This window comes from Glutamicibacter sp. NPDC087583, from assembly GCF_044743685.1.
Taxonomy (GTDB): Bacteria; Actinomycetota; Actinomycetes; order Actinomycetales; family Micrococcaceae; genus Glutamicibacter.
This window is the reverse complement of record NZ_JBIUWY010000001.1, coordinates 385,626-411,781: the sequence shown is the minus strand read 5'-3', so window position 1 is coordinate 411,781 and position 26,156 is coordinate 385,626. Positions and strand designations below refer to the sequence as shown.

At 61.2% G+C, this 26,156-nt stretch carries 23 protein-coding genes; 6 read left to right on the top strand and 17 right to left on the bottom strand.

Features of this window, described 5'->3' with window-relative positions; translation table 11 throughout:
* Window positions 1–185: 185 nt before the first annotated feature.
* Together xseA and ACIOU9_RS01990 are read left to right on the top strand one after the other, a co-directional pair.
* Window positions 186–1,448, top strand: coding sequence for an exodeoxyribonuclease VII large subunit (gene xseA / locus ACIOU9_RS01995; RefSeq protein ID WP_105657586.1), 1,263 nt, complete (start codon window positions 186–188; stop codon window positions 1,446–1,448).
* 28 nt (window positions 1,449–1,476) lie between these two features.
* Complete coding sequence (locus tag ACIOU9_RS01990; RefSeq protein WP_402695926.1) at window positions 1,477–1,707, top strand: exodeoxyribonuclease VII small subunit; 231 nt, start codon at window positions 1,477–1,479, stop codon at window positions 1,705–1,707.
* A 17-nt stretch (window positions 1,708–1,724) separates the two neighbouring features.
* Here ACIOU9_RS01990 and ACIOU9_RS01985 read toward each other — a convergent pair whose 3' ends face one another.
* The 4 genes from ACIOU9_RS01985 to ACIOU9_RS01970 all read right to left on the bottom strand — a co-directional run bounded on the left by ACIOU9_RS01985 (window position 1,725) and on the right by ACIOU9_RS01970 (window position 5,635).
* Entirely contained in the window at window positions 1,725–2,588 is an 864-nt protein-coding gene (locus ACIOU9_RS01985) for a PPK2 family polyphosphate kinase (RefSeq protein WP_105657588.1), read from the bottom strand.
* 317 nt (window positions 2,589–2,905) lie between these two features.
* Window positions 2,906–4,126, bottom strand: coding sequence for a pyridoxal phosphate-dependent aminotransferase (locus ACIOU9_RS01980; protein WP_105657589.1), 1,221 nt, complete (start codon window positions 4,124–4,126; stop codon window positions 2,906–2,908).
* 92 nt (window positions 4,127–4,218) lie between these two features.
* On the bottom strand, window positions 4,219–5,124 hold the full coding sequence (locus tag ACIOU9_RS01975) for a glycine betaine ABC transporter substrate-binding protein (RefSeq protein ID WP_105657590.1): 906 nt from the start codon (window positions 5,122–5,124) through the stop codon (window positions 4,219–4,221).
* A 40-nt stretch (window positions 5,125–5,164) separates the two neighbouring features.
* Window positions 5,165–5,635: an NUDIX hydrolase gene (locus ACIOU9_RS01970; RefSeq protein ID WP_105657591.1), complete on the bottom strand. Its 471-nt coding sequence runs from the start codon at window positions 5,633–5,635 to the stop codon at window positions 5,165–5,167.
* A gap of 112 nt (window positions 5,636–5,747) precedes the next feature.
* Between ACIOU9_RS01970 and ACIOU9_RS01965 the strand changes: the two genes are divergently transcribed.
* Window positions 5,748–6,254, top strand: coding sequence for an Lrp/AsnC family transcriptional regulator (locus tag ACIOU9_RS01965; RefSeq protein WP_105657592.1), 507 nt, complete (start codon window positions 5,748–5,750; stop codon window positions 6,252–6,254).
* 68 nt (window positions 6,255–6,322) lie between these two features.
* On the opposite strand, the gene ACIOU9_RS01960 is transcribed toward ACIOU9_RS01965, so the two are convergent.
* Window positions 6,323–7,156, bottom strand: coding sequence for a hypothetical protein (locus ACIOU9_RS01960; protein ID WP_133833656.1), 834 nt, complete (start codon window positions 7,154–7,156; stop codon window positions 6,323–6,325).
* A 180-nt stretch (window positions 7,157–7,336) separates the two neighbouring features.
* Window positions 7,337–7,957: a GNAT family N-acetyltransferase gene (locus ACIOU9_RS01955; RefSeq protein ID WP_105657594.1), complete on the bottom strand. Its 621-nt coding sequence runs from the start codon at window positions 7,955–7,957 to the stop codon at window positions 7,337–7,339.
* Between the two features lie 85 nt (window positions 7,958–8,042).
* On the opposite strand from ACIOU9_RS01955, the gene ACIOU9_RS01950 reads away from it, so the two are divergent.
* Together ACIOU9_RS01950 and ACIOU9_RS01945 are read left to right on the top strand one after the other, a co-directional pair.
* Entirely contained in the window at window positions 8,043–8,657 is a 615-nt protein-coding gene (locus tag ACIOU9_RS01950) for a 5-formyltetrahydrofolate cyclo-ligase (RefSeq protein WP_133833655.1), read from the top strand.
* A 61-nt stretch (window positions 8,658–8,718) separates the two neighbouring features.
* The gene (locus ACIOU9_RS01945) at window positions 8,719–9,429 is read left to right on the top strand and encodes an RcpC/CpaB family pilus assembly protein (RefSeq protein WP_105657596.1); all 711 of its coding nucleotides are present in this window, start codon (window positions 8,719–8,721) and stop codon (window positions 9,427–9,429) included.
* A gap of 4 nt (window positions 9,430–9,433) precedes the next feature.
* Here the strand turns inward: ACIOU9_RS01945 and ACIOU9_RS01940 are convergent, their stop codons facing one another.
* From ACIOU9_RS01940 to ACIOU9_RS01890, 11 genes are all read right to left on the bottom strand, one after another.
* Complete coding sequence (locus ACIOU9_RS01940) at window positions 9,434–9,751, bottom strand: hypothetical protein (RefSeq protein ID WP_332489169.1); 318 nt, start codon at window positions 9,749–9,751, stop codon at window positions 9,434–9,436.
* The gene (locus ACIOU9_RS01935) at window positions 9,751–13,974 is read right to left on the bottom strand and encodes a DUF4011 domain-containing protein (RefSeq protein ID WP_402695923.1); all 4,224 of its coding nucleotides are present in this window, start codon (window positions 13,972–13,974) and stop codon (window positions 9,751–9,753) included. Before ACIOU9_RS01935 ends, ACIOU9_RS01940 begins: the two co-directional genes overlap by 1 nt.
* A 185-nt stretch (window positions 13,975–14,159) precedes the next feature.
* Complete coding sequence (gene guaA / locus ACIOU9_RS01930) at window positions 14,160–15,746, bottom strand: glutamine-hydrolyzing GMP synthase (RefSeq protein WP_105657599.1); 1,587 nt, start codon at window positions 15,744–15,746, stop codon at window positions 14,160–14,162.
* Window positions 15,747–15,892: 146 nt separating this feature from the next.
* Complete coding sequence (locus tag ACIOU9_RS01925; protein ID WP_105657600.1) at window positions 15,893–16,357, bottom strand: DUF3817 domain-containing protein; 465 nt, start codon at window positions 16,355–16,357, stop codon at window positions 15,893–15,895.
* A gap of 50 nt (window positions 16,358–16,407) precedes the next feature.
* Window positions 16,408–17,217 (bottom strand): SURF1 family cytochrome oxidase biogenesis protein, encoded by an 810-nt coding sequence (locus ACIOU9_RS01920; protein ID WP_332594892.1) that lies wholly within the window; start codon window positions 17,215–17,217, stop codon window positions 16,408–16,410.
* 174 nt (window positions 17,218–17,391) lie between these two features.
* Window positions 17,392–18,543, bottom strand: a complete 1,152-nt coding sequence (locus ACIOU9_RS01915) for a GuaB3 family IMP dehydrogenase-related protein (RefSeq protein WP_133833652.1) — start codon at window positions 18,541–18,543, stop codon at window positions 17,392–17,394.
* A 174-nt stretch (window positions 18,544–18,717) separates the two neighbouring features.
* Window positions 18,718–20,034, bottom strand: a complete 1,317-nt coding sequence (locus ACIOU9_RS01910; protein ID WP_332731596.1) for a BtrH N-terminal domain-containing protein — start codon at window positions 20,032–20,034, stop codon at window positions 18,718–18,720.
* Window positions 20,035–20,305: 271 nt separating this feature from the next.
* Window positions 20,306–21,238 (bottom strand): 3-keto-5-aminohexanoate cleavage protein, encoded by a 933-nt coding sequence (locus ACIOU9_RS01905; protein WP_402695920.1) that lies wholly within the window; start codon window positions 21,236–21,238, stop codon window positions 20,306–20,308.
* 11 nt (window positions 21,239–21,249) lie between these two features.
* Window positions 21,250–22,035: an SDR family oxidoreductase gene (locus ACIOU9_RS01900; RefSeq protein WP_286134194.1), complete on the bottom strand. Its 786-nt coding sequence runs from the start codon at window positions 22,033–22,035 to the stop codon at window positions 21,250–21,252.
* A 28-nt stretch (window positions 22,036–22,063) separates the two neighbouring features.
* Window positions 22,064–23,386 (bottom strand): MFS transporter, encoded by a 1,323-nt coding sequence (locus ACIOU9_RS01895; protein ID WP_402695918.1) that lies wholly within the window; start codon window positions 23,384–23,386, stop codon window positions 22,064–22,066.
* Window positions 23,387–23,462: 76 nt separating this feature from the next.
* On the bottom strand, window positions 23,463–24,524 hold the full coding sequence (locus ACIOU9_RS01890; RefSeq protein ID WP_402695916.1) for a LacI family DNA-binding transcriptional regulator: 1,062 nt from the start codon (window positions 24,522–24,524) through the stop codon (window positions 23,463–23,465).
* A gap of 277 nt (window positions 24,525–24,801) precedes the next feature.
* Here ACIOU9_RS01890 and ACIOU9_RS01885 point away from each other — a divergent pair, with 277 nt between their 5' ends.
* On the top strand, window positions 24,802–26,151 hold the full coding sequence (locus tag ACIOU9_RS01885; protein WP_332727098.1) for a TIGR00366 family protein: 1,350 nt from the start codon (window positions 24,802–24,804) through the stop codon (window positions 26,149–26,151).
* The last annotated feature ends 5 nt before the right edge of the window (window positions 26,152–26,156 follow it).

Sequence of the window (26,156 nt, the reverse complement as noted above, 5' to 3'; positions counted from 1 at the left end):
ATCGTTGGAAAACCCCGTTTCCCCGGGTCTTGCGGGGCCAATCGGGTATGAAAATCGCCCATTGCGATACCTGCGCTCCACCTGCCGCGGCCTAGCCCCAGCCCCCGGGGATCCGGCCAGCCGTCGGTGCCATGCGGTAGTCTCACAGATGCACCAGAGATTCGACTTTCCAAGGAGCGGCACCGATGGATCCCCAAGCCCCCGCCAGTTTGCCGGCGACCGCCGGGCAGACCACCGCGGACAATCCTTGGCCGCTGCGGCTGCTCTCGGAGAAGCTGAAAATCCATATCGAGAACTCTCCGGTGGTTTGGGTTGAAGGCCAGTTGCTGGAAGCCAATGTGCGCAACGGCCACGCCTACCTCACCCTGCGCGATGTCGATGCGGACTTCTCTTTCTCGGTGACCATTTGGGCCTCGACGATGCGCAAGCTGGATGCCACCCCGCAGGTGGGCTCCCGCGTGGTGGCCCAGGTGAAACCGAGCTTCTACGCCAAGACCGGCCGGCTTTCCTTGAATGCCACGGACCTGCGCCCAGTTGGCTTGGGCGAGCTGCTGGTGCGCCTGGAACGATTGCGCCAGGCGCTGGGAGCAGAAGGCCTCTTCTCCCCTGAGCACAAGCGCCCGCTGCCGGTTCTTCCCCACCGCATCGGCCTGATTACCGGGCGTGATTCGGATGCGGAGAAGGACGTGCTGCGCAATGCCAGCCTGCGCTGGCCATCGGTGCAGTTCAAGGTCATCAATACCGCCGTGCAGGGAATGGATGCCGCCAACCAGGTCATCGCAGCCCTGCAGCAGCTGGATGCGGACCCGGACATCGATGTCATCGTCATCGCCCGTGGCGGCGGGGCCCTGGAAGACCTCTTGCCCTTCTCCAATGAGGATCTGGTGCGTGCGGTCTTCGCCGCCCAGACGCCGGTGGTTTCGGCCATCGGCCACGAAGCGGACCGCCCGATCCTGGACGATGTGGCCGATCTTCGCGCGTCGACCCCCACCGATGCAGCCAAGCGCATTGTCCCGGATCTGCAAGAAGAATTCGCCGGCTTGGAAATCGCCCGCAATCGCTTGGACCGTTCCATCAACAATCTTCTCCAGCGCGAAGCCCAGCTGCTGGCCTCGGTGCGCGAACGCCCGGTGCTGGCCAACCCGCAGGTGATGGTCACCTCCCGTGCCGAAGACCTGGAGCGCTGGAAGCAGCGCTCGACGGATCTGCTGCGCCACCGCGTGATGCGCGCCAACGACGAGATCAACCATCTGAAGAACCAGATGCGTGCCCTGTCCCCGCAGCAGACCCTGGACCGCGGTTATTCGGTCACCCAGCTGGAGGACGGAAGCATCGTGCGCGAGGCAGCCCAGGCGCCAGCAGACAGCAAGGTGCTCATCCGGGTGGCTTCCGGGCAGCTGGTTGCACGAACCCTTGAATCCCTCCCTGCCGGCGACAACGCAAGCTAATCACCACGAATACCAATTTGGAGTAATCATGACTGCACAAATCCCTGAAGACATTGCCAAGCTTTCCTACGAGCAGGCTCGCGAAGAACTGCTGACCGTGGTCAACCAGCTCGAGACCGGCGGAGTTGCGCTGGAAGCCTCGCTGGCATTGTGGGAGCGTGGCGAAGCACTGGCAGCCCACTGCGAGAACTGGCTCAACGGTGTCTCTCAGCGTCTGGAGCAGGCTCGCGCCAAGCACGAGCAGGCCGCCGGCGAATAGCCTGTCCTCACCCGGACCTACTTCGCGGCCGCCAGCCGGGCCTTCTCCTGCTCCACATCGAAGGTGGCAACGGGCCAGTCCGGAGCGACACGCTCCAGGGTAGCCAGCAGCAGCTCAGCGACGCACAAGCGGGCCTTCCACTTCTGGTCAGCGGGAACGATATGCCATGGTGCGCCCTGGTTATCGGTGCGGTTAATCGCCACCTCGTAGGCGGACTGGAAGTCATCCCACAGCAGGCGATCATCGACATCGCCCGGCGAATACTTCCAATGCTTGTCGGCACGTTCCAGGCGTGCCGAGAGGCGCTCGAATTGTTCTTCTCGGCTGATATGCAGCATCACCTTGATCGGGTGGATGCCCTGCTCGATCAGCTGCTTCTCGAAGTCGACTATTTTCCCGTAGCGGGACTCGACCGCATCCGGGGTGGCGAAGCCCTTCACTTTGGCCACCAGAACGTCTTCATAGTGGGAACGGTCAAAGACTCCCACTAGTCCCCCGGCGGGCAATTGCCTGGTGATGCGCCAGAGGAAGTCATGGGCTGCTTCTTCCTCGGTTGGCGCCTTGAAGGCATGGTGCTTGACGCCCTGCGGATCCAGCATGCCAAGGACGTGGCGAACAGTCCCTCCCTTGCCGGACGTATCCATTCCCTGCAAAATGAGCAGGACTGCTGGGCCTTGTCCGCCAGCTACCGAGGCGGCGAAGAGCCTCTCTTGCAGATCCGAGAGCAGTTCAGCCAGCTGCACCATGCGCTTCTCGGCGGCCTTCTTATCCTGCGGGGCGTCCCCGGGCCACCAATCAGCATCCTTGGTTGCGCGCTCTGAAAGCTTCACGCCCGGTTCTGCACGTAGCGCTTCTAACAGGTTGGCAGGATAGGCGCTCATCATTAAGTCCTCACGCGTGTGTCGAAGTGATGCGATTCGTTGTTGCCAGCCTACTGCCACTGCAGGCGCCGTGAGAAGCGGTATTCGTCAACGGCGAAGCACCCATCACGGCTCGATGCACAGGATCGCTAAGCCTCGCGAAAGCGCCGGCAACGGGCCGATACGCCAAATCCTCAGGATACCAAATTCTCCGGTCGCAGTCGCTGGCAGGCGATACCCCTGAAGTTCCCGGGACCGCATTCCCCGGTGGCCGCGTTAACGCACAACCGGCCCAGAATCACGTGGGTGATTCTGGGCCGGTTCCGCATCCGGGCAGCCTATGCGCGAGCGCGCCAGTCCTCCAGGAACTGTCCGATGCGTCCAACCGCATCAGTCAGGTCGCGCACGTTGGGCAAGGTGACCAAACGGAAGTGGTCCGGACGGATCCAGTTGAAGGCAGTGCCCTGGGAGATCAGGATCTTCTGCGCCTTGAGCAGCTCAAGGGCGAAGGTCTCATCGTTGTGGATCGGGTAGACCTCGGGATCCAGCTTCGGGAACATGTAGAGCGCGCCCTTGGCCTTCTGGACGCTCACGCCAGGAATCGCGCTGAGCAGGTTGTAGGCCGCATCGCGCTGTTCAAGCAGCCGTCCGCCAGGCAGGATCAAGTCATTGATCGACTGGTACCCGCCCAAGGCGGTCTGGATTGCGTGCTGCGCCGGCACATTGGCGCACAGGCGCATGTTGGTCAGCAGGTTGATGCCCTCGATGTAGTCGCCGGCCTGGTGCTTGGGACCGGAAATGGCCATCCACCCAGCACGGAAGCCGCACACGCGGTAGGCCTTGGACAGGCCGGAGAAGGTCAGTATCAGCACGTCATCTGCCAACGAAGCGGTGTTGATATGCACGGCGTCTTCGTAGAGGATCTTTTCGTAGATCTCGTCCGAGAACACAATCAGGTTGTGCTTGCGCGCCAGCTCGAGGATTCCCTCCAGGGTTTCCTTGGGGTACACCGCACCGGTCGGGTTATTGGGGTTGATGATCACGATGCCCTTGGTGCGATCGGTGATCTTCGCTTCCATGTCCTGAAGATCAGGAAGCCAGCCCTCTTCCTCGGTATTCATGTAATGCACCGGGGTGCCGCCAGCCAGCGAAACCGAAGCGGTCCACAGCGGGTAGTCAGGGGCGGGAATCAGGATCTCGTCGCCGTTATTCAGCAGCGCATTCAACGAGAGGGTAATCAGCTCGGAGACACCGTTGCCCAGGTAGACGTCATCCACGCCAATGGTCTGGATGCCACGGGTCTGGTAGTACTGCGAGACGGCGGTACGTGCCGAGAGAATGCCGCGGGAGTCGGAGTATCCTTGGGCGTTAGGCAGGTTGCGAATCATGTCAACGAGCACCGCGTCGGGCGCCTCGAAGCCGAACGGCGCGGGATTGCCGATGTTCAGCTTCAGGATGCGATGTCCTTCGGACTCCATGCGCGTGGCGTGCTCAAGCAGCGGGCCGCGGATGTCGTAGAGGACGTTGTGCAGTTTCGTTGATTGTTTGAATTCTGCCATGGTTACACTTTCTCACGTCAGGTGCGATCGACACACCTTGTTACTCGACCGCTATGGTCAGCGGTCGAAATCCTGGGAGAGCTGGCTGGGGCCTACTCTTCGATGATCCATTCCCAACGGGTGGCCGCTTGCTCTGGGCTCAGTCCGTCGGCCTGGCTGACCATCCGGTTCAGGTCCACGAGGGACTGCTGCGAGAATTCGCCGGTGACCTTGTCCAGTTCTGCCCGGGCCTTGTCATCCACGTCGCCGTTGGCCAGCACCATGTACTGCTCGGCGTTGAAGAAGGCGGCGCTTCCCGGAATACTGTAGAAGCCTTCATCTGACATGACGGCATCTCCCGACCCGAGCGCCACTGCGCTGTCCACCGAGGCACGCAGCTTGCTGGCCAGTTTCGCCGGCTCCTCAGCCACGACCTTCGGCTTCCCGCAGCCAGCGTCCTCCAATGATGCCTTCAAGGATGCGGCGTTGGCTTCATCGCTAATGATCGTCAGATCTGTGCAAGCCGCAATCAGGGTTTCCACCGAATCGACCTTGTGCAAGGTTGCCTGGGCCTGGCTCATGACCAAGACCTTTCCCGCATCAGCTGGGCTGAGTTCCAAGGCAGAGAGCTCCCCCTCAGCGTCATTGATGGCGCTGCGCAGGTTCTTGGATTCCTCGACGCTCAGCAATTGATCTTCACCAGTGATGGCCGCCGGGTCAGCAACCAGGGGCAGCGCCTTGGCCGCTTGGTCCACCGCCAAATCGGCTTTTCCGTCGACCACCTGCTGGTAAGGATCAGCACTGGGCTTGTTCAACGACACCTTATAGCCTTCGGCTTTCAGCGCATTGGCATAGACATGGACCAAGGCCTGGTCTGCAGGTTGAGAACCGGCAGCAATCTGCAAGGTGATGGCCTTGCTTGGCTCGGCCGTCGGCGTTGCCTCTTCGGTGCAAGCAGACAGGGTTAGCAGCAGGGTTGCGCTGAGTGCGCCAACGGTGATGGTATTTCGCAAGTTCATGTCCCTATTGATTCTAGGGCAGGCCAGCGGCGATCCGTCGCTACTTGCCGGGTGCGGTCAGTCGCAAGATGCTCTCAACGCGTTCAATGCAGTTCAGCTTGGCAATCTCCTCGCGGGTAAACCAGGCGGCCTGGCTGGTAGAACCGTTGACTTCGTGGCGCAGTTCTCCACCGGTCAGTTTGGCCCGATAGGTGACCGCCACCGTTTGCATGGCATGGCCTTCGCCCGAGTAGCGCTTGGAACCGGGAATAACTCCCGTGCTGACATCCAGGAGCCCCAGCTCGCCCACCGCGTAGCCGGTCTCTTCATAGACTTCACGGCGCGCGCCTTCTTCGATAGGCTCCCCCAAGTCGATGCCGCCGCCGGGAAGGGACCAGCGCGGGGTGAAGCGTGGATCGCGATGACGCATATCCCAGAGCGTAAGCAGTACCTTTCCTTCGTGTTCCACCAAGCAATAGGCCGCCAGCCTGGTATCAAAGGATTCACCGGTGTGCTCAGAACGACGTGTCATATCCCCAATATATCCGTTTGTTCACCGATTATTTACTCGTACGCGGACGGCATACACTGATTTTTCTGCCAAAGATCCCACTGATATCTCGCGAATATGATGAAATATTCTTATGGCCCAGCAATCAGAGCTTTCATCAAACGTCGATCTGGACGAAATCGATCGAATCATCATCGACGAATTGGTCGCTAATGCACGTATCTCCAATGCGACCCTCGCACAGCGTGCGGGCATCGCTCCATCCACCGCACTGTTGCGCACCCGTTCGCTGGTCGAGCGCGGCATCCTCACCGGCTACCACGCCGAGGTATCGCTGGGCGCTGTAGGCCGTACCGTGCAGGCACTGATCTCGGTCAAGCTGCGCGCCCACGACCGCGAGAAGATTGACGCTTTCGTGGCACGCATCCCGCAGCTGCCCGAGGTGCTGTCCATGTTCCATGTTTCCGGCGGCACCGATTACCTGCTGCATATCGCGGTCGGTTCCACCGATGCACTGCGTGACTGGGTGCTGGACAACCTCGCCACCGACGAGTCGGTGGGCCATACCGAAACCACCTTGGTCTTCGCGCACCACCGCGGCAACCGCGGCCCGCTGCCATTCGACGACATGATCAGCTAGCAGCGCTTAAGCGACTTGTGGCCCGGACCTCGCGAGGTCCGGGCCACAAGTCTTTGTGCTTGGAATGCTTATGCGCGGCGGCGCTGCATGACCGCGTCCAGGTTCAGGCGAGGCTTGGTACCCGCGGCAGCCACGGGTGCGGCTTCCGGTGCGGGGGATGGCGCTGCAACGGTTTCCTTGGCAGCTGGTGCGCTCTCGGTACGCTTGGCAACTACCGAAGCGACCGCTGCGCGCTCTTCGGCCGAAACTTCGATGGCCAGGCGCTTTGCATCTTCCGATGCCTTCAGGCTGATCTGTTTGCTCGGACGCAGCGGTTCTTCCACCGGCAGTGCTGCCTTGTGGGTCCGCTTGGCACCCTGTTCAGCTGCCAGCTCCGCGGTCTTGGCGATGCGCTCGCTGGCTTCCACGTAAGTTGGCTTGGGCACGTGCGTTGGTTCCCAAGTACCTGGCTGCTTTACACCGCCATAGCCGTGGGCCACTCGCAGCGCTTCGGCGCGCAGCTCTTCAGCGGTAATCGCTGGAGCGCGGCGGGACGAACCCGGGCGAGCGTCGAAGACCTCGTCATCATCATGCTTGCGCGAGATGACCTGGTTAGCCGCGTCGTCAAAAGCGGGAGTCCGCAGCGCCTGCTGCCGGGTGGCTTCGAGGTGCTCGAGCAGCTTGCGGTTGCGGTCGCGGACAGCCAGCCCGCGCAGGGTGGCGAAGGATGCTACAGCAATCAGCGCGAACAGGCCTACGGTGCCGAAGGTCAGAGCAGTGAAAGGAGCCAGAATGAGACCGAAGACGGTCGCGAGGACTGCCAAGGCACCGACGAGCGCGACGGACAACCGGCCATAGCGCACACGAATCTTGAGTTTGGTCGCAGCACTTTCCTGCGAAGCGCTCTGTGACGTGCCAGCCATGTGGGTCCTCCATCACCGATTGAGTCGGTCAAATCCTCGTGGAACTAAATATGGTTCCTTCGAATCAACACTATGCAACCTTGGGTGCGCGCTCATGCACATCCCTTGGCGTGTCTGCATGTTTTCAATGCAGTTCTCTCATATCAGAGCTCGATTGAACGAAATAGCACGAAATCCGCCTCAGTATTCGTAGATGCGTTCGAGCAGCGTCGTTTCCACCTCTTCACGGGTCAACGCAAAGGTGCGGTGATCCCGCCACTGCCCATCGATGTGCAGATAGCCTTTGCGCAGCCCTTCATCGCGGAACCCGAGCTTGTCCACCACCCGCAGGCTGGCCGAATTCTCCGGACGGATGTTGATTTCCAGGCGGTGCAGCTGCAGTTGCTCGAAGCAATGGTCTATGACCAAGGCGCAGGCTTCGGGCATCAGGCCGAAGCCGGCATGGTTGCGATCCAGCCAGTAGCCGATGGACGCTGTGCGCGCGGCACCATATTGCACCGACGCCACGGAAACCTGCCCGATTAATGGCGGGCGCCCCTTGTGCAGCTGGGGAAGAGCCAAGGCCCAGGTGAATCCGCTGCCGTCAACTGCTGATTCATCCTTGGCCCTGAGCATCTCGCGAAAAGTCATGGCTTCTGGCGGGCCCAAGGGACTGGTGGGATCCCATGGCTTGAGCCATTTGGAATTGGCGTAGCGCAGATTGATCCACTCGGCTTCGTCACTGGCAGTCAGTTGGCGCAACAACAGCCGTTCCGAGGCCAGATCCGGAACCAGGCGCTTTGCTCGACGAGAGAAGAACATGTGCACATCGTATTACTTCGTCATGCTTGCAGCTGGCAACAGCGCTAACAGGCAGCGTTTCGTTTCTTGCACGTAAGCTGTAGGCATGAATCCCACCGCTGATCTGAATTCTGGCGCCGGCAAGAAGGCCGCGCGTGCCGCTGTGCGCACTTGGCGCAGGGCACTTGATCCGAGCAAGCGTGAGCAATTCGGCCTGGATCTGGCTCACACGGTGATTGGCTATCTGAGCCAGAGCACCGGTGTCGTCCAGAAGGTCGCGGCCTATTGCTCGGGTCCGGATGAACCGTCCACCGAGGCGCTCTTGGATGCTTTGGCCAAGGAAGGCATTGAAGTCTACCTGCCGGTGTGCGAACCGGAGTACGCGCTCTCGTGGGTTGAGTACTCCCCCGGCATGGAATTCCAGCCAAGTACCTTGGCCCCGGTGATGGAGCCGGTGGGCAAGCGGATGGGCACAGAGCTCTTTGACGAGATCAATACGCTGATCATGCCTGCGCTGTCCATCGATTCGAACGGGCTGCGTTTAGGCCAAGGCGGTGGCTACTACGATCGCTTCCTGCCCTTGATCGACGATGCGCCGGTCCGTGTGGCGGCCGTGATTTATGAGCACGAGTATGTTCCGGCCGGTTCCTTCCAGATCGATGAGCATGACCAACCCGTGGACTTGGTGTTCACTCCGCAGCAGGTGCATCAAATCATCTGATTTACCCACAGCTCGCGGGCAGCTCGCAGTGGGCCGCTGGACCTGAAGGTTGCATGGGGTTATGAGCTTCTTCTCCAGACCGCATGCTGCCTCCCGGCCCCCGGTGATTCCCAAGCCGAAGATCCGTCCCGTGCGCAACCGCAATGAGTTGTTGCGCCGCTACCGGAAGCCTTTGGCCATCGCCTGCGCGCTGCTAGCCTTGGCGGGCGTGCTCAATGTGTTTTCCTCCGGGCAATTAGCGCAGCGCGAGGTCGTGGTGGCGCTGAGCGACATTCCTGCCGGGTCCCGCATATCCGCCAACCAGCTGACGGTGCAAACGGTGCGGCTTGCCCCGGAAGATGCCGAAGTCTTTGAAAGCATCGATGCCATCTCGGGGCAACGGGCAGCCGTGGCACTGACTGCCGGAACGGTGCTGCGCAACTATTCCTTGGTGGGGCCGCAACTTTTGACCGGTTCGCCGGAAGGCACCGTGGCCGTTCCCTTGCGCTTGAGCGATCCTGCCACCGTGACGCTGCTCCATCCAGGGCAACTGGTGGATATCGTATTGACCACCGGAGATGGCTTTGAAAAGGACATCAGCTCGCAGACCATCGCCAAGGCGGTGCCGGTGCTCTGGGTTCCGGATAATGCCAGCAGCTCCGAATTCGGCATGCTCAGCGGCGCGGCTCCGACCGGTGAAGGAATTGTGGTGGTCGCGGCGGCCAGCAGCCTCTCGGATGATCTGGCCGGGGCAGTATCGCGCGGCAAGGTTTCAGCCGTCTTGGTGAATTAGGAAATCAGCCCCAGTGCGGCGGCTTCTCGCGCTTCATCATTTCAGCCAGGTCTTCCTTGGCGTCGCCCCAGTTTCTCGGGTCCTGGTCTTTGGCCAGCAACTCGGACAGCGGATCGGCGGCCGGCTGTTTGGTGCGGGACGCCGTCGCCGCAGCAGAAGTCTCGGCGGGCTGGTGGCCGGCTAGTGCCCGGTTCACGGAGTCTGAATGCGGCACTGGCGCGTAGCTGCCGGTGAGTTCAACGCGAGCAGTCAGATGCTGTGGGGGTGCGACAACGCGCGGCCGCTTGCGGCGGCCGCGCGTTGGTTCTTGCTCAGAAGTCATTACTTCTTTGGCTCCGGATCCTCGTTCTTGCTGGTAGCCGGGACAGGGGCTGGAGTCAGTGGCTTATCCGCGCTGTCCTTTGCAGGAGCTTGGGCAGCTTCAGCTTTGGCACCGCTTTCAGCAGCTGGCGCTTCCTGCTTGGTCTCGGCCTTTGGTTCCAGTCGTGCCTTGGCCGACTTGAGCAGATTGGACTTTTCCTTCGGCGTTTCCGCCTCGGTGGTGACTTCACGGGCCGACACCGGCCGAGCGGCGGCCACACCGGTACGGGTCGAAGCCTGGGCTGGGGCCGCAGGCTTTTTCAATCCCAGTGCATGGGCCAGGCGATCGGTGACAGCACCCGGATCGGTGAAGACGTCAATGGTCCACAGCGGAACATAGCGCCAGCCGTGCTTCTCGAAGAATTCCGGGCGCAGTCGGCTGCGTTCACGCACGGTCAGTCCGGCATAGTGCTCGGTGCCGTCGTAGACCACAGCCAATGGGCGGATGCCGCTGTGCGCAGAGTCGTAGGCGTGAGCCGACAGGTCCAGCACACCGCGGTAGTCCTCGGAAACGATGGCACCGCTTTCGCGCAGGCGGCGGGCCAGATCGGAGACCAATGGATCGAAGCGCGGATTGCGCATCGAGCTGACTCCGGAATCCCCTGCCTGCACGCGTCCGAACAGTTCGAAGAACTGGCGGGCACCACGGTAGACGCGGTTCAGGTCCACGTCTTCGGGCAACAGGCTGGACACCAAGGTCATGCGGGTCCGCGATCGGGTCATGGCGGCGACGAACAGCTGTTCGCCGCCCTCGCGGGACAGTGCACCGAATTCGTGCAGGGTCTTGCCGTGCGGAGTACGTCCGTAGCCCCAGGCGAAGATGACCGAGTCCCGGCGCAGGCCGATCAGTCGGTCCATGGTGGTCACCACGAATGGTTCGCGCTTGGAGCGCAGGTGCTCCATCGCGTACTTGTGGTTTGGCAGCTGGACACGGATCGCTTCGGCGATGGCCGAGGCATGGCTGCGGTTCGAGGCAATGACTGCCAGCGATTCGCCCCCGTGGTTCTTGAAGTGGGCGAAGACCAGATCTACCACGCGCGCCACTTCTGCTGCGGTGGTCTGCACACCGTCTTCGCTGCTGGACAGCGAGCCGGTGGCATCTGGCACGTATTCGCCGCGCAGCAGCGAGGAGTCGCCGGTGAGGTTCACCGCCATTGGCAGGCGCGAGAGCGCCGAATCGTAGTAGGTGGCGGACAGCTGTTCCACCAGGCCTTCGTCAATGCCGCGGTACACGGTGGACAGCGAACCGGTCACCAGGACCTTGTTCAGGGCTTCCAGCGCGGAACGTTCCACGCTCTGCTCGCGAACTCGTGCGGTCGGGTCTACGGAGACCTCGAAGCGCTTCGGACCGCCCAGCATTTCATCGCCAATGGCAATGACCTGGCCGGAGCGGCGGATCGCATCCAGGACTTCACGCAGGGTGAGGTAGTTGGCTTCCAGCAGGATGACCGCATCGAACTTCGTGTCCTCCGGCAGGGCGCTGCCCAGCAGCAGCGGAGCCGAGACGATGACCGGGGTCAGAGAATTGGCCAGCGGTGCTCCAAGATCCAGCAGCCCGGCAATGCTCGGGGTTCCGCCCTTGAGCATCTCGCGCAGCGCGCGGGAACCGGCTCGGTGGTCAGCCAGCGCTGCCTTCCAGTTGCGAGTCAGCGCCCAGCGGATGCGCTGCGGGCCGGCAGCGATGTGCGCGCCGTCAGCCAGACGGTAGTCAGCCTCGATCTTCTCCAGCTTGGAGCCATCATTCATGGCCAGGAAGTCGTCACCGGAGATCATGGCATCCAGCACGGACTGCCACCAGGCAAGCTCCAATTCGCTGTCTACCTGGTCGGCGTCGATCTCGCGTTCGGCGAAGTCATCAAGCAGGTCGCCCAGCCCGGCTTCGGCCAGCTGCTCGGAGATCAACGTGCGCTCGGGCAGCTCGCCCAGGTCCTCGCGGCGCTCGACCAGCGCTGCAATCACCGAGAGCAGCTCCTTGATGGGCATTTCGCGCAGGCGCGAGCCCAGGGAGGACGGCAGCATTTCGGCCAGCTTGTCGATGCGGGCACCGGCGTCGTGGTATCCGGCTTCAACATCCAGCAGGCCGCCTGGGACCTGCGGGTTGCGCTGGCTGGTGGCAATGGCTCGCCAGGCATCGCGCTGGACCGCCACCGCCTGCAGAGCGGACTGCAGGTCAGCTACGTGCATGCCCGGGCGGACGTATTCCTTGGCAATCTTGCGCAGCCGGGAACGGACAATGGAGCCCATCTCCACGCCGTGCTCGCGGCGCCATGCGCTGGTTGCGGTAGCGGCGATCAAATCATCGATGTCGCCCTCGAAGATGTCGGCCTCGAACTTGTCCAGCGATCCGCGGACGGAGACCAGCAACTGCAGCTGGTCTCCCCACTTGTCGTAGCTTTCTTCCAGGCGGATCTGCGAACGCTCGGCGATCTGCAGCATGTGCTCATGCAGGATGGGCAGGTCGCGGCCCAGCCCGCTGGCCAGGTTCAAGGCCTTTTCGGTGGCCTCGGTGTTACGCAGCGGTGCACCATGCCATGGGCTGGTGGTGTGCATCTTGGAGAAAGCGCCAAGCTGTGCTGCGCGCTTGAGCTGCGCGGCAACATGTCCGCGCTGGCCCATGGAGTCCAGCACCGAACGCTTCAGGCGCACGGTGGTGGATGGCGCTGGTTCCAGTGCGGAGAGACGTGCCAGCTCCTGCATTGCCTGGTATGGCGAGCAACCCCAACGGCTGCGCACCGAGTGCAGCGACTTCACGTGCTCGTGCAGTGCGTGGCGGGATTCGCGCAGGCGCTTGAACATGGAGCCCAGCTGCGGTTCGGCAGCGCGTTCGTTGCGCAGAATCGCCTTGGTCATCATCGCGCGCAGCGCTTCTGGATCCTCGTTGGGTTCCAGCAGCATGCTGCCTGCATCCAGGTGCTCGTTGAAGCGGGTCACGAATTCTTCGGCGGCAGAACGCTGTTCCGCAACCACCAGTACGCGCTTGCCCTGGGCGGCCAGCAGCGCGGCTGCGTTCAGCGCGGTCTGGGTAGCACCGGTACCGGCAGCGGCGTTGATGGCCACCGATTCGCCGGCAGCGATGTAGTCAAGCATCTTGGACTGGGACTCGTCCGCGTCCAGCAAGAACAGTTCATCTTCAGGATCACGGTCATCAGAAGACTTGGCAATGGTGGTGGTTCCGGTGTGGACCTTGCGGGCAGAAGATTCTTCGGAGGCAAGGCTCTGCTTACGCGAGCGCGCGGTTTCCTTGAGAATGTTCTTCACGCGGCTCAGGCGGGAGCCGGCAGCTTCATGGCCCTTGGCATCGGCGGCCTGCGCTTCAGGCTGCTCTTCGTCCTGCTTCTTTTCAGCGGCAGACTCGTCCTTGGCTTCTTCAGGCTTTGAGCCCTCGGTTTTGGAAGCGCCCGGCTTGGAAGCGACCAGGTTGGCCAGCGCTTCGGAGGTCTTGCTGCTTTGGCTGTTCCCAGCCTGCTTTTCCGCGGAGTCGTGACGAATTAGCGCCTCGATGACCGGGTGGGATCCGTTGAGCTTGGCCGGGTCGGCTGGGTCCATCAGCTCGGAGAAGGTGGAGAGCAGCAGGCGGTGGCCTACCACTACGCCGGGAACCTCGGACATCTGGTGGCGCAGGGCATCCATTCCGCGGACCGGGTCGAAACGGGCGATGGAGTACGCTTCGGCGTCCACCGCGGCGACATCGACCTTGGCGTTGTGGTCGGCTTCGAATTGGCGCACGAAGGCCGGGGATACGGTGGCGCGGCCGACCAGCTGCAGGTCGTAGTCGTCAGCATCAACGTGCTTGGTCAGTGTGATGCGGCCGAGCATGATGGGAGCCGAGACAGGCTCGCTCTTGCCATCGTGGACCGCACGCCAGTTGGCGACACCGGCGGCCAGGTAGCCGACGTCGATGCCGCGTTCTTCCCACAGTTCATTAATCTTGGCCGAGAGCGCACGGGCGGTGCGGCGCGCGGTGGCGTACTGGTCCGCATCGTGCAGCAGCGTGGACAGGCGGGTACGCCGTCCGGCAAGGAACTGGGCCAATCCCGATGGATTGGCATGGGTTATGTCGATGCTATTGGAGGTCGACGGAGCAAATCGCAGGGTGGTATCCGCCCCGGCACTCTGTCCCAGGGATTTCACCCAGGCAGCTACACGCTCGGCGGCAGCATTCTGTCCACTAGTCACGACAGTCATTCCCTTCACTGAACCGACCACATTCGGGCGCACCACAGGTGCAGATACGCCTCTTTCTAACGTAGTGCACGCACCGTGCAGAACCGGTGCGCGAAACACGTTTTAACTGCGGGAAGCGGAACCGGCGTACCGGATCCGCTTCCCATTCACCCGCCAAAGCGCAGTGAATTAGCAGTCTTGGGGATTTACTCCCACTCGATGGTTCCAGGTGGCTTGGACGTAACGTCCAGCACCACGCGGTTCACCCCATCTACCTCGTTGGTGATGCGGTTGGAGATCTTCGAGAGCAGATCGTATGGCAGGTGCGACCAGTCGGCGGTCATGGCATCCTCGGAGGAAACCGGACGCAGCACGATTGGGTGGCCGTAGGTGCGGTGATCGCCCTGTACGCCTACCGAGCGTACGTCAGCGAGCAGCACTACTGGCATCTGCCAAACTTCGTCATCCAGTCCTGCAGCAGTCAGCTCGGCGCGAGCGATCGCGTCAGCCTTGCGCAGGATGGACAGGCGCTCTTCGTTGACGGCACCGATGATGCGGATGCCCAGGCCTGGGCCAGGGAATGGCTGGCGGCCAACGATTTCCTCAGGCAAGCCGAGCTCGCGGCCCACTGCACGGACCTCGTCCTTGAATAGGGTGCGCAGTGGTTCCACCAGCTCGAAGTCCAGGTCCTCTGGCAAGCCGCCCACGTTGTGGTGGCTCTTGATGTTCGAGGTGCCTTCGCCACCGCCGGATTCGACGATGTCCGGGTACAAGGTGCCCTGGACCAGGAACTTCACTGGCTCGCCCTCGGAAGCGGCCTCGGCGATGATCGCCGCTTCTGCTGCTTCGAAGGCGCGAATGAATTCGCGGCCAATGATCTTGCGCTTGGTCTCCGGGTCGGTGACACCGTCCAAAGCAGTCAGGAAGCGCTCGCGCTCGTCGGCAATGTACAGCTTGGCGCCGGTGGAAGCTACGAAGTCCTTCTCAACCTGCTCGGCTTCGCCTTCGCGCAGCAGGCCGTGGTTGACGAACACGCAGGTGAGCTGGTCGCCGATGGCGCGCTGCACCAGGGCAGCTGCAACAGCGGAGTCCACGCCGCCGGACAGGCCGCAGATGGCCTTGCCGGTGCCGACCTGGGCGCGGATGCGCTCGATCTGCTCGTCAGCAATGTTGTCAGCGGTCCAGTCGCCCTTCAGGCCAGCACCGTTGTACAGGAAGTTCTCCAGGACATCCTGGCCGAACTCGCAGTGCTTCACCTCTGGGTGCCACTGCACGCCGTACAGGCGCTTTGCTTCATTTGCGAAAGCGGCAACCGGAGCACCAGCGGTGGTGGCCAGCACTTCGAAGCCTTCTGGGGCCTTGGAGACGGAGTCGCCGTGGCTCATCCAGACGGTAGGGGCCTGAGCGGCGCCTGCCAGGATGGAGCGGGCATCGCCCTCAAAGTTGGTTGCGGTGCGGCCGTACTCGCGCAGGCCGGTTTCGGCCACGGTACCGCCCAAGGCGTTAGCCATGGCCTGGAAGCCGTAGCAGATGCCCAAGACCGGCACGCCGGCTTCAAACAGGTCAGCCCCGACGGAAGGGGCGCCATCGGCATAAACGCTGGAAGGACCACCGGAGAGGATGATCGCTGCAGGGTTCTTGGCCAGGATGGCTTCGGTGGACAGGGTGTGCGGAACGATCTCCGAGTACACACGGGCCTCACGTACGCGGCGAGCGATAAGCTGCGCGTATTGGGCCCCGTAGTCGACGACCAGAACCGGCTTATGTTCTGGATTGAGGGGAGCAGTAGTCACCGTTACAGTCTACGCGGTTCACTGCGCGCGAAACAGCCAAGGTGATGTCATCAGCGTCACCTAGTGGATTTTTGGCAAAGGCAAAGGGCAGATCTGTTCATTTTCGATGAACGGATCTGCCCTTTGGCAATGAATGCGGCCACGTGTCAGTAGCGCTTGGCGGCCTTTGGATGCGCGGCCAGCTCGCGGTCTACTTCTGCGTGCACCTTGGCTTCGGTCCAGAAGGAAAGGAACGGAACGACGCCGCCGAGCGCGATCGTAATGAAGCGCATGAATGGCCAGCGCATCAAGGTCCACAGGCGGAAGTCGGCAAAGAGGTACACCACGTATAGCCAGCCGTGGGCGATCAGGATGCCCAGCGAGAGGTTCAGTCCCCCGGCCACCTCGGCGCGGTTGTACATGCCGACGGCGTTGGAGGTGCCATCTACCAAGGTGCCACCCACGAAGAGTTCCAGGGACCAGAAGTACTTGAAAATCATTTCCAGCACGAGCAGCAGCAGCATCACGCCGGTGATGTAGGCGAAGACCTTGTAGAAGGTTGCGGCTGCACGGATCTGCTTAGGGGTGCCGCCGAATTTCCGGGGCTTCGGTGCCGGGGTGGTGCTGGACATCGTTAGTGATTCCTTCCGATTTCGGTAAGAAGTGCGGTGTGCGTGAAATGCTATTCGTTGCTGTTTCCAGCTTGGGTGGCGTTGCCGCCCTTGATATGTGTTTCGGCAGCGAGCTCAGCAATCTCGTCAAGATCCCGCTGGTAATCATCGCGCACCATGCGGTACCAGAGGAAGATGGCGAACCCTGCGAAGAGGACCCATTCCAGGCCGTAGAAAACGTTCAGCCAGTTGATCTGCGCTTCCTGGGGCTGCGGACCGACGTCGACGATATCCAGGCCCGGCTGCGCTACGGTTTCGCCCTTGGCCGTGGTGATTTCGTGGGCCGTGACGAATCCTTCAAAGAGGACCGAATCCCAGATGTTCGCCAGCTGTGCCGAGGCGAGAGTTGGCAGCGTTGAGCTGCGCAGGTCCTCGCGGAATTCCGGGCCTTCGCTAGGCAGCAGGCGCCCGGTGATCTCCAGTTCACCTTCAGGTGCCGGAGCTGGCTTGGTTGCTTCAGGCTGCCAGCCGCGTACCACCGCAATACCGGCGTCCTGGGTCGCACCCTCGACCTTGAATTGGGTGATGACCCAGACACCGCGCTGATCGCCATTCAGCCGAGGCGCAATCAGCTGATCGGTGCCGGGGACGAATTCGCCCTCCATGGTGACGATCTGGTCTGCCTTGATGCCCAGCAGTTCCTTGCCGACTTCCTGATGCTCGATCAGCGCGACCGGCTTCTCGGTCTTGTCGATCTTGACCGGCGGCTCGGTTTCGGAGGCGCCGAACTGCCATCCGGACAAGAGAACGAATCCGGTGGCGAGAGCTAGCGCGGCAAAAAGGGCGCCGATCCATTTGGGCTTCAGAGCGGTTTTAAGCACACTCTAACGGTACTTCTATTTGGCGTAGAACTCGAAATGCGATGGCGTGAGATTAGCCCTGTTGCCTTATTTTCCGCTGGTGGAACCAACTTGCTTATTCATTCGTTGAGACCAAGCGGTTAAACGACACTGGCCCCACCCTTCGAAAGAAGAGCAGGGCCAGATCAGGATCAGCTAGAAGCGATCGGATTCGTACGGGGACAGCACGACGTCGACGCGCTGGAATTCCTTGAGGGTCGAGTAGCCGGTGGTGGCCATCGAGCGGCGCAGTGCGCCAACCAGGTTCGAGGTGCCGTTGGTCTCGTGCGATGGGCCGTGCAGGACCTTCTCCAGCGAGCCGACGGTGCCGACCTTGGCGCGGTCGCCACGTGGGCTGGCCTCGTGAACTGCTTCCATGCCCCAGTGGTAGCCGGCGCCTGGTGCTTCATCGGCGCGGGCCAGTGCGGTACCGAGCATCACTGCGTCGGCGCCCATGGCGATGGCCTTGACGATGTCGCCGGAGTTCCCCATGCCGCCATCGGCGATGACGTGGACATAGCGTCCGCCGGACTCTTCGATGTAGTCGCGGCGTGCGGCTGCAACGTCGGCAATGGCGGTAGCCATCGGCGCGTGGATACCCAGAGTGCGGCGGGTGGTGGAGGATGCGCCGCCACCGAAGCCAACGAGCACGCCGGCTGCACCGGTGCGCATCAGGTGCATGGCCGGGGTGTATCCGGCTGCGCCGCCCACGATCACTGGGACATCGAGTTCGTAGATGAACTGCTTGAGGTTCAGCGGTTCGGTGGTCTTCGAGACGTGCTCGGCCGAAACAGTGGTGCCGCGGATGACGAAGATGTCCACGCCGGCAGCGACAACGGTCTTGTAGTGCTCCTGGGTGCGCTGCGGGGTCAGCGAGCCGGCAACGACAACTCCGGAGTCGCGGATCTCGGAGATGCGCGAGGTGATCAGCTCAGGCTGGATGGGAGCCGAGTACAGTTCCTGCAGCTTTGCGGTGGTCTTCGGGTCGTTGCGGGTTGCCGCCTCGGACTTCAGGCCGGCAATTTCGGCCAGCACTGCTTCCGGGTCCTCGTAGCGGGTCCACAGGCCCTCGAGGTTCAGCACGCCTAGGCCGCCGAGCTTGCCCAAGGCGATTGCGGTAGACGGGGAGGTCACCGAATCCATTGGTGCGCCCAGGATAGGGGTGTCGAACTGGAAGGCGTCGATCTGCCAGGACACCGATACGTCCTTCGGATCACGGGTACGGCGATTCGGTACGATCGCTACGTCGTCCAGGGAATATGCCTTAGTTGCCCGCTTGCCGCGGCCGATCTCAATCTCGTTACTCACCTAACTAGGTTATCAAGATTCCCGGATAATCCCGCTTTTGATAGCGCATTGGCTTTAGGCGATGTTTCTGCGCTGGCTCTGGTGCATGGGGCCGCAAGTGGCACACCGGGACAACAATGCCCTGCCGGCCGGTGAGTAAGATCACCGGATGGCAGGGCCTATGTTGAGCCAGGTTTACCTGGCTGCCTTGGATGCAAGCTTCTTGGCGGTCACGGCCAAGGAGGTGGCGGCTTGCTCTTCAGAATCGGCAATGCGCTCAATCGCGTCAGCCAATACGGCGAAGTGCTCAGCACGCTTGGCGAACTCGGTCTCTGGATCAATCAGGTCCGCGAACGCATCCCACTGCGTGGAGAGCTGCCGGTAAGCATCTACGTGAGCTGCCAGCGGCGCCAGGCCTGGAAGTTCCGCCGCTTCCGAAAGGAACTCCGCGTACAGGCCGCGCAACGCGCCCTCGCCGCTGAAACGCGTGTCGGAGAAGAAACCTGCGAGCTGGTCCAAGCCGTTGGCCAGCGCTTGCTGGCTTGCGAAGATCTGGGACCAACCGGTCTTGGACTCGTTATCGCGCAGTCGCGTGGCCAAGGTGCGCATGCCGGTAATGCCGAAGTTCTTGGCAAAGTGCACTGGAACCCCGGAAAGCTCGCTGGTGCCCAGCAGGCGAGCGGTGGTTTCCCCAATCGCCTCGACGGCATTGGCGGCCAAAGTCTCGGCATTCGGCGAGCGCGAGGACGGGATCCATGCCTGCCAGTGCTTTTCCTTCTTGCGCATCGCACGGGCGATGGCCAGTTCCTTGGGGCTGATGAGGTTCAACGCACCTGAACCGTCATCTACCATCAGGTCCTTCTTGTGCTCGCCAACGACGACGAGATCCAGGGTCTCGGCCTCATCAACCGTGTTGCCGTCAATCCATGGCAGCGCGCTGATTGCCACGCGAACCACCACAGTGCGGCCTGCGTCCAGGGCTGCGTCCATGTATTCGACGGCGCGTTCGGCTGAGCCGGTGGTACGTTCGGTCACCGTAGCACCGCAACGGGCCAGCAGGTTCTGGGTATAGGGTTCCGGGTTGTGGCGGGTCACCAGCGTTACTGCAGTCTCTTCGCCTCCTTCATGGGTGAAAGCCATGAAGCCGATACCGCCGGCAAGGCCAGCGAGCAATGCCTGGCTCAGCGGTTCGCCGGTGTGCTTGTTGGTGACGCCAGCTTGGACTAGGACTCGGTGCCAGAGCGCAGCATCGTACTGGATGACATCTTTTGGCGCTGGGTACTCAGGCAGTTCGTCAGCTGGCGAAGCAGCCGGAGCGTTCTTGCCTTTCTGCTCCTGCGCCTTGGCCTTTTCGCGTGCTTCCTTGGCGTAGTCGCGGGCGGCGGCAGCGCGAGCGGCCCGAGGACTTTCAGGCTTGCCGGCCAAGATGTTCTTGCGCGCGGTGGTGTAGCTCTCCCCCGTGCGCTCCATACGCTGGCGGGTTTGCTTCTTCAGGTTGGCTGGCTGGCCCATGTACTGATTGTCCTTCCGTCACCGGCGCATTGGCGCGAGGTTTCCCGCACGCGCAGGGAAGCGCCGCCATCGAACAAGTCTACGTGTCCGCGGCGAGCGAGTCCCGCGATGTTCTAGTGGGATTGGATACGCCACGGCGCGCGCCAATGCGCGGCGTCAAACTGGGACTAGGACAAAACAAGGCTCCATCTATGCCTGCATGGGGCAGGACAGATGGAGCCTCGAGTCTGTTTGATTTTGTGCTGCTATTCAGGCCGAAGGCATTTGGCGCCTAGAAACCGACTTTGTCGCGCCCCTTGAGCGCCAGCATCTCCCGGGCTTCCTCGGGAGTCGCGACCTCGAAATTCAGTGCTTCCAGTATGGTCCGGATACGGGTCACTTGCTCGGCATTGGAAGCGGCGAGCTGCCCCGGTCCGATCCACAAGGAATCTTCCAGCCCAACACGTACATGCGATCCCATGGCCGCTCCAATGGTAGCTAACGGCATCTGGTTCTTGCCTGCACCGAGGATGGACCATTCGTAGTTCTCTCCCAGCAGGCGGTCAGCCGTGCGGCGCATATGCATCAAGTCTTCCGGATGCGCCCCGATGCCGCCGAGCAGACCGAAAACCGACTGCACGAAAAGCGGGCCACGGGCCAGGCCGCGCTGGTGGAAGTGACTCAGGTTATTTAGGTGGGAAATGTCGTAGCATTCGAATTCGAACCGGGTGTCATTGGCGTTACCGATTTCCAGGATCCTCTGGATATCGGCAAAGGTGTTCTTGAAGACCAGATCCCGTGAATTTTCCAGGCCTTCTCGTTCCCAATCGTGTTCGAACTCCGTGAACCGGTCCAGCATGGGATACAGTCCGAAATTCATTGATCCCATATTGAGCGAAGCGAGTTCAGGTTCGAAGGTTGCCACCGGAAGCATGCGTTCTTCGACGGTCATATGCGGGGAGCCACCGGTGGTGATGTTGACGATGGCGTCGGTGCCGTTCTTGAGCTTCTCCAAGATCGGTTCGAAATGCTTGGGATCCTGAGATGGGCGGCCGTCCTTGGGATCACGCGCGTGCATGTGGACTATGGCCGCGCCAGCCTTGGCGGCGCCAAGCGCAGCTTCGGCAATCTCATCGGCGCTCACCGGCAGGTGCGGCGACATGCTGGGGGTATGGATAGCGCCGGTGACAGCGCTGGTAATGATGACTTTTCGCTTGTTTTTCACAATACGCCTTCCTAGTACAGTTTCTCGGTGTTGCCATCGACTGCCATGGCCTGGCCGTTGATCCGAAGTGCCATCGGGCTGGCCAGGAACACCGCCATATTGGCGATGTCCTCGGCCTCGACCAGCTTGTTGAGCGATGACTGCGCGTGGTACAGATCGGAGACTTCGTCCACCGGACGCTGGAGCATTCGCGCCTTCGCCTCGATTACGGATTGGATGCGCGGGCCATTGACTGCCCCCGGGCAGATGGCATTGACCCTGATTCCTTCACCGCCGAGCTCGATGGCAAGCGTCTTGGTCAGCCCGATCACTGCCCATTTCGATGCCGAGTACGGACTGCGACCTGCCATGCCCAGACGGCCAGCGGCCGAGGACAAGTTGATGATGGATCCCCGGGTGGACTGGCGCAGCAACGGGAGCAAGTGCTTGATGCAGAAGAATTGTCCGTGGACATTAATATCGAAAGTCGTCATCCAATCTTCGGATTCAAGAGTCTCGATAGGCCCGGTAGGACCGGCGATTCCGGCATTGTTCACCAGGACGTCCAGTCCCCCTAGAGACTGCTGGATCTGATCGGGCAATCCACGTACCTGATCTTCATCCGACACGTCGCTCACGGAGGCGGCAAAACCCGCCGACGCGGCGGCACGCACTGCTTCAGGATTGATATCCGTAACGAAGACTTGTGCGCCATGGTTCCTGAACTCTTGAGCGATCGCCAGGCCGATGCCCGCAGCTCCAGCCGTGACGAGAACCCGGAGTCCGTCAAAGTCCATTTTCATGTTATGGGTATTCATTAGAGTTCGTTGCTCCTTAGTTAGATGCCTAGTGGCCGGACACAGCGGCTTTAGCGGGATCCTCGGTGCCTTGCTTGAGCTTGAGAGTGAGCAGTGCGCCAACGGCGCAGATCGCGACAATGAACCAGAGGCCCGACATCTTGCTTCCAGTAGCTTCTTCCATCAGCCCCATGATGTAGGGACCAAGGAATCCGCCGAACAGCCCGACGGTGTTCACGAAAGCAATGCCGCCAGCCAGAGTCGCACCGGAAAGGCGGGTTGCCGGGTAGGTGAACAGGATCGGCTGCAACGCGAAGAAGTTGAACGCGGCTAGCGAGAAGCCGATCAGTCCGAGCACCGGTCCGCCAAGCGCACCGAGGGTGAACCCGGCAACGATGCCGGTCATGGTTGCGCTGGCAACGATCCGCGATCGCGAGCCATTGGTGGCCAGCTTGGGGATCAGCAAGGCGCCTGCGGCAGAGAAGACCCACGGTATCGAGGTGAGCAAGCCGATCTGGATGGTGGATAGCTCTCCGTATGTACCGATGATCGAAGGCAAGAAGAAGCTCAATGCGTAGACTGCGATCTGGTGGGAGAAGTAGATCGCAACGACCAACAGGATCTGCTTGTCCTTGAGAACATGGAGCAGCTTGGAATTTCCAGCAGCCTGCGCGCCAGCGATTTCCTCAGCCGCGATTCGCGCTTCCAAGTCCTCGGCCTCGGCCTGGGTGAGGAATTTAGCTTCGGTGGGCTTGTTGGGCAGGATTTTCCAAACTGCGATAGCCAAGAAGCACGCTGGCAACCCCTCGATGATGAACATCCACTGCCATCCGTGCAACCCGCCAACGCCGTCCATAGTCAGCAGCAGGCCGCTCAGCGGCGCCCCGATGACGTTCGCCAGGGCTACGCCGAGCAAGAAGAGTCCGTTGGCCCGGGCGCGGTCTTTGACGACAAACCACTGGGTGATGAAGTAGATGACTCCCGGGAATAGGCCCGCCTCAGCGATGCCCAGCAGCATGCGCAGGATATAGAAGGACCATTCCCCCTGGACCAGTGCCATGCAGGCAGACAGGATTCCCCAAGTGATCATGATCCTCATGATCCAGAACCGTGCGCCGACCTTGTGCATGATCAGGTTTGAGGGAATCTCCGAAAGCGCGTAGGTCAAGAAGAACAGCCCGGCACCCACGCCGTACGCTGTAGCCGAGATACCCAGATCGATTTCCAACCGGTCTTTGGCCATGCCGATATTCGTGCGATCAATGAAAGCCATGACATAGGCTGCGATCAGCAGCGGCATGATGCGCCGGAAAATCAGCTTGTTGAGTATTTCCGGTGAGCGCATCCGACGTGTCGCGTTGGTAGTTTGCACGGTCAGTTCCTTCCGCATGCAGGCATGACGAGTAGAGGGCACCAGGCCCTTGGCTTTGAGAATGTCTAGTGGTGAGCTAGAGGGCAGGCATTCGCCCTGTAGCAGGGCACCCGCAAGTCCTACCGATATGGAGGCTGTGCTCGCAGATCGTGTGCTTGTAGGTGTTCCGCGGCTCGACGATCTGTTCCAGGAGTAGCTCGAAGGACCTTTCCGCCATGTCTTTCACCGGCTGGACAATTGTTGTCAGCCCGATGATTTTCGAGCGGCTGTGCCTGAGTCCGTCACAGCCGACGATCGCGACATCCTGTGGAATGCGCAGGCCCAGCGACAGCGCATGCTCCATGACACCAATGGCAATTTCATCCGATCCGCAGACCACAGCCCGTGGCGGATGCGCCGAGCTGAACAATCTTTTGGCGGCCAGCTGCCCGCCTTCCGAACTGAGCTTGGTACTGATCAGGCGTTCTCCCGCAACCCGGATACCCCTTTGCTGGGCAACCCGGACAAAAGCCTGTTCGCGCAACAAAGACGCAGTAGAGGAACGCGGCCCGATGACAGTGGCCACCTCCGAATAGCCGTGATCCAGAACGTGGGACATGAGTTCCCCCGCAGCCGCGTCGTCATCGATCCCGACGAAATCACCAGGCAGATGCTCGGAATTGCGCGACAGGCAGACATAGGGAATTCGTTTCTGGCGAAAGGTCCTCAGAGAACGCGAATCTTCCTTGATTGCAGCGGCGATAATGACGCCATCAACATTCCGGGCAGCCAGGGTACGAGCAACTTGATCCAGCGCCTCGGGGTCGTCCCCCGTTGTTGCGACAAAGACATCGAACCCGGCCGCGGCGGTGGCATTGATGATGTGCTGTGCCCAGATCGTATACATCTGGTTCACGATGTTCGGCAGCACTAGGCCGACCACGCGGGTCAGAAGCGGGTCCTGCTGCTGCCCATGGTTGGCGGGACGGTAGCCAAGTTCGTTCGCCACCTTCAGCACATGGCGCCGGGTCTCAGGCGAGGCACCGGGTCGACCGTTCATGATGTAGCTGACCGTTGCAGAAGAGACCCCTGCAGCTCGGGCAACAGCAGCAGCGGAGACACGCGCTGGTCGAAGCGATAAATGCGACTGCGTGGTCAACGCGCACCTCCATTGGTGAAATCGGATAAGAACCTGCGAATGCTTGTGATCACCATTACATGGCATGGAAATACGTTAAGCAACATTAAGCTTCAAAAGCTAAATCTTCTGAATCACCTTATTCATGCACCTGAAGCACCGGGTGCAACCGGAGATAGGACGCCTAGCCACTTACGATTGCTTAATGCCGAACCGCACTAGTAGCGTCCTCGAAAGGATGTGACGGCAGTCATATTCCTCTCCAGCAAATTGATCGGCCTACTCTTGGAGGTGCACGATGCTCACAACCGCAATGAAGCCTGTGACTCGTCTTGTCGAACGATGGATGCCCTCAGCAATGGTATTCGCCGTCCTGCTGACGTTGATCGTGATGCTCATGGCCTTGACGATGACCGACTCGTCTCCGGTCGCCGTGGTGAATGCTTGGGGCGAAGGATTGACAGGGCTACTGGCCTTCATCACGCAGATGTGCCTGGCCCTGCTCTTCGGGCATGCACTGGCCCATACCCGCCAGGTCCAGGGGGTGCTGTCGAAAGTATCAAGCATTCCAAAGAACGCGGTGCAGGCCTACGCCTGGGTCACCCTGCTGACCTGCTTGGTGTCCTGGGCCCAGTGGAGCCTGGGACTAATCGTCGGAGCGATTCTGGCCAAGGGTATCGCCACCAGCTGCCGCGAACGCGGCATCAAAGTCCACTTCCCTTTGTTGGTCGCTGCTGCCTACACCGGCTTTATTCCCTACCATATGGGATATTCAGGGGCAGCCCCGCTGACTTCGGCCACTCCTGGCAGCTTCATCGAGGAATTCCTGGGTGCTCCGGTCCCGGTCACGGAAACGGTCTTCAGCTGGTGGAATATGACTGGCCTGCTCATCATGATTCCCGCGCTGGTCATCGGCATGGTGATGTCCCGGCCTAAGACCGACGAGGAGATCCTGGAGATCCCGCTCAGCAACCCGGATTCCCAGACGGAGGCCCGTCAAGCTGGGAAACCGGAAAGCCCGGCAGATTGGATTGAATCCAAGCGCTACGTCACGACCGGACTGGGACTACTGCTCAGCGTCTTCATCGTCGGGCACTTCATGCGCCTGGGCTTCGTTTTGACCTTCGACATCGTGAACTGGTCGATGCTCGCGATCATCCTCTTGCTGGTTGACTCCCCTGTAGCGTTGGCCGGGCTGATCAAGAACGCTTCGACAGTCACCGGCGAAGTGCTGCTGCAGTATCCGCTGTACGCCGGCATCCTGGGGATCGTGACAACGACGGGACTGATCACCGTGCTCAGCGATGCGTTCATCTCGATGTCCAACGCGAACTCATTGCCGATTGTCGCCTTCCTCGCCGCCGGCTTGGTAAACATCTTCGTGCCCAGTGGTGGCGGCCAATTCGCCATTCAGGGACCGATTTTCATCGAAGCGGCCAACGCCTTGGGCACGGATCCCGCCTTGATCATCATGGCAATCGGTTACGGCGACACCTGGACCAACATGATCCAGCCGTTCTTCGCATTGCCGATCTTGGCGATCGCGGGGCTCGGAGTGAGATCCATCTTGAAGTACACCTTTGTTTCATTGGTCATCAGCGGTGCGGTATTCCTCTTCATCTTGCTGTTGCCCACCTACATTTTCTAACGAGC

Bases quoted from the DNA above. Each gene is read 5' to 3' on its own strand.
- xseA (WP_105657586.1), top strand. From the start codon at position 186: ATGGATCCCCAAGCCCCCGCCAGTTTGCCGGCGACCGCCGGGCAGACC.
- ACIOU9_RS01990 (WP_402695926.1), top strand. From the start codon at position 1,477: ATGACTGCACAAATCCCTGAAGACATTGCCAAGCTTTCCTACGAGCAG.
- ACIOU9_RS01985 (WP_105657588.1), bottom strand. From the start codon at position 2,588: ATGAGCGCCTATCCTGCCAACCTGTTAGAAGCGCTACGTGCAGAACCG.
- ACIOU9_RS01980 (WP_105657589.1), bottom strand. From the start codon at position 4,126: ATGGCAGAATTCAAACAATCAACGAAACTGCACAACGTCCTCTACGAC.
- ACIOU9_RS01975 (WP_105657590.1), bottom strand. From the start codon at position 5,124: ATGAACTTGCGAAATACCATCACCGTTGGCGCACTCAGCGCAACCCTG.
- ACIOU9_RS01970 (WP_105657591.1), bottom strand. From the start codon at position 5,635: ATGACACGTCGTTCTGAGCACACCGGTGAATCCTTTGATACCAGGCTG.
- ACIOU9_RS01965 (WP_105657592.1), top strand. From the start codon at position 5,748: ATGGCCCAGCAATCAGAGCTTTCATCAAACGTCGATCTGGACGAAATC.
- ACIOU9_RS01960 (WP_133833656.1), bottom strand. From the start codon at position 7,156: ATGGCTGGCACGTCACAGAGCGCTTCGCAGGAAAGTGCTGCGACCAAA.
- ACIOU9_RS01955 (WP_105657594.1), bottom strand. From the start codon at position 7,957: ATGTTCTTCTCTCGTCGAGCAAAGCGCCTGGTTCCGGATCTGGCCTCG.
- ACIOU9_RS01950 (WP_133833655.1), top strand. From the start codon at position 8,043: ATGAATCCCACCGCTGATCTGAATTCTGGCGCCGGCAAGAAGGCCGCG.
- ACIOU9_RS01945 (WP_105657596.1), top strand. From the start codon at position 8,719: ATGAGCTTCTTCTCCAGACCGCATGCTGCCTCCCGGCCCCCGGTGATT.
- ACIOU9_RS01940 (WP_332489169.1), bottom strand. From the start codon at position 9,751: ATGACTTCTGAGCAAGAACCAACGCGCGGCCGCCGCAAGCGGCCGCGC.
- ACIOU9_RS01935 (WP_402695923.1), bottom strand. From the start codon at position 13,974: ATGACTGTCGTGACTAGTGGACAGAATGCTGCCGCCGAGCGTGTAGCT.
- ACIOU9_RS01925 (WP_105657600.1), bottom strand. From the start codon at position 16,357: ATGTCCAGCACCACCCCGGCACCGAAGCCCCGGAAATTCGGCGGCACC.
- ACIOU9_RS01910 (WP_332731596.1), bottom strand. From the start codon at position 20,034: ATGGGCCAGCCAGCCAACCTGAAGAAGCAAACCCGCCAGCGTATGGAG.
- ACIOU9_RS01900 (WP_286134194.1), bottom strand. From the start codon at position 22,035: ATGAATACCCATAACATGAAAATGGACTTTGACGGACTCCGGGTTCTC.
- ACIOU9_RS01885 (WP_332727098.1), top strand. From the start codon at position 24,802: ATGCTCACAACCGCAATGAAGCCTGTGACTCGTCTTGTCGAACGATGG.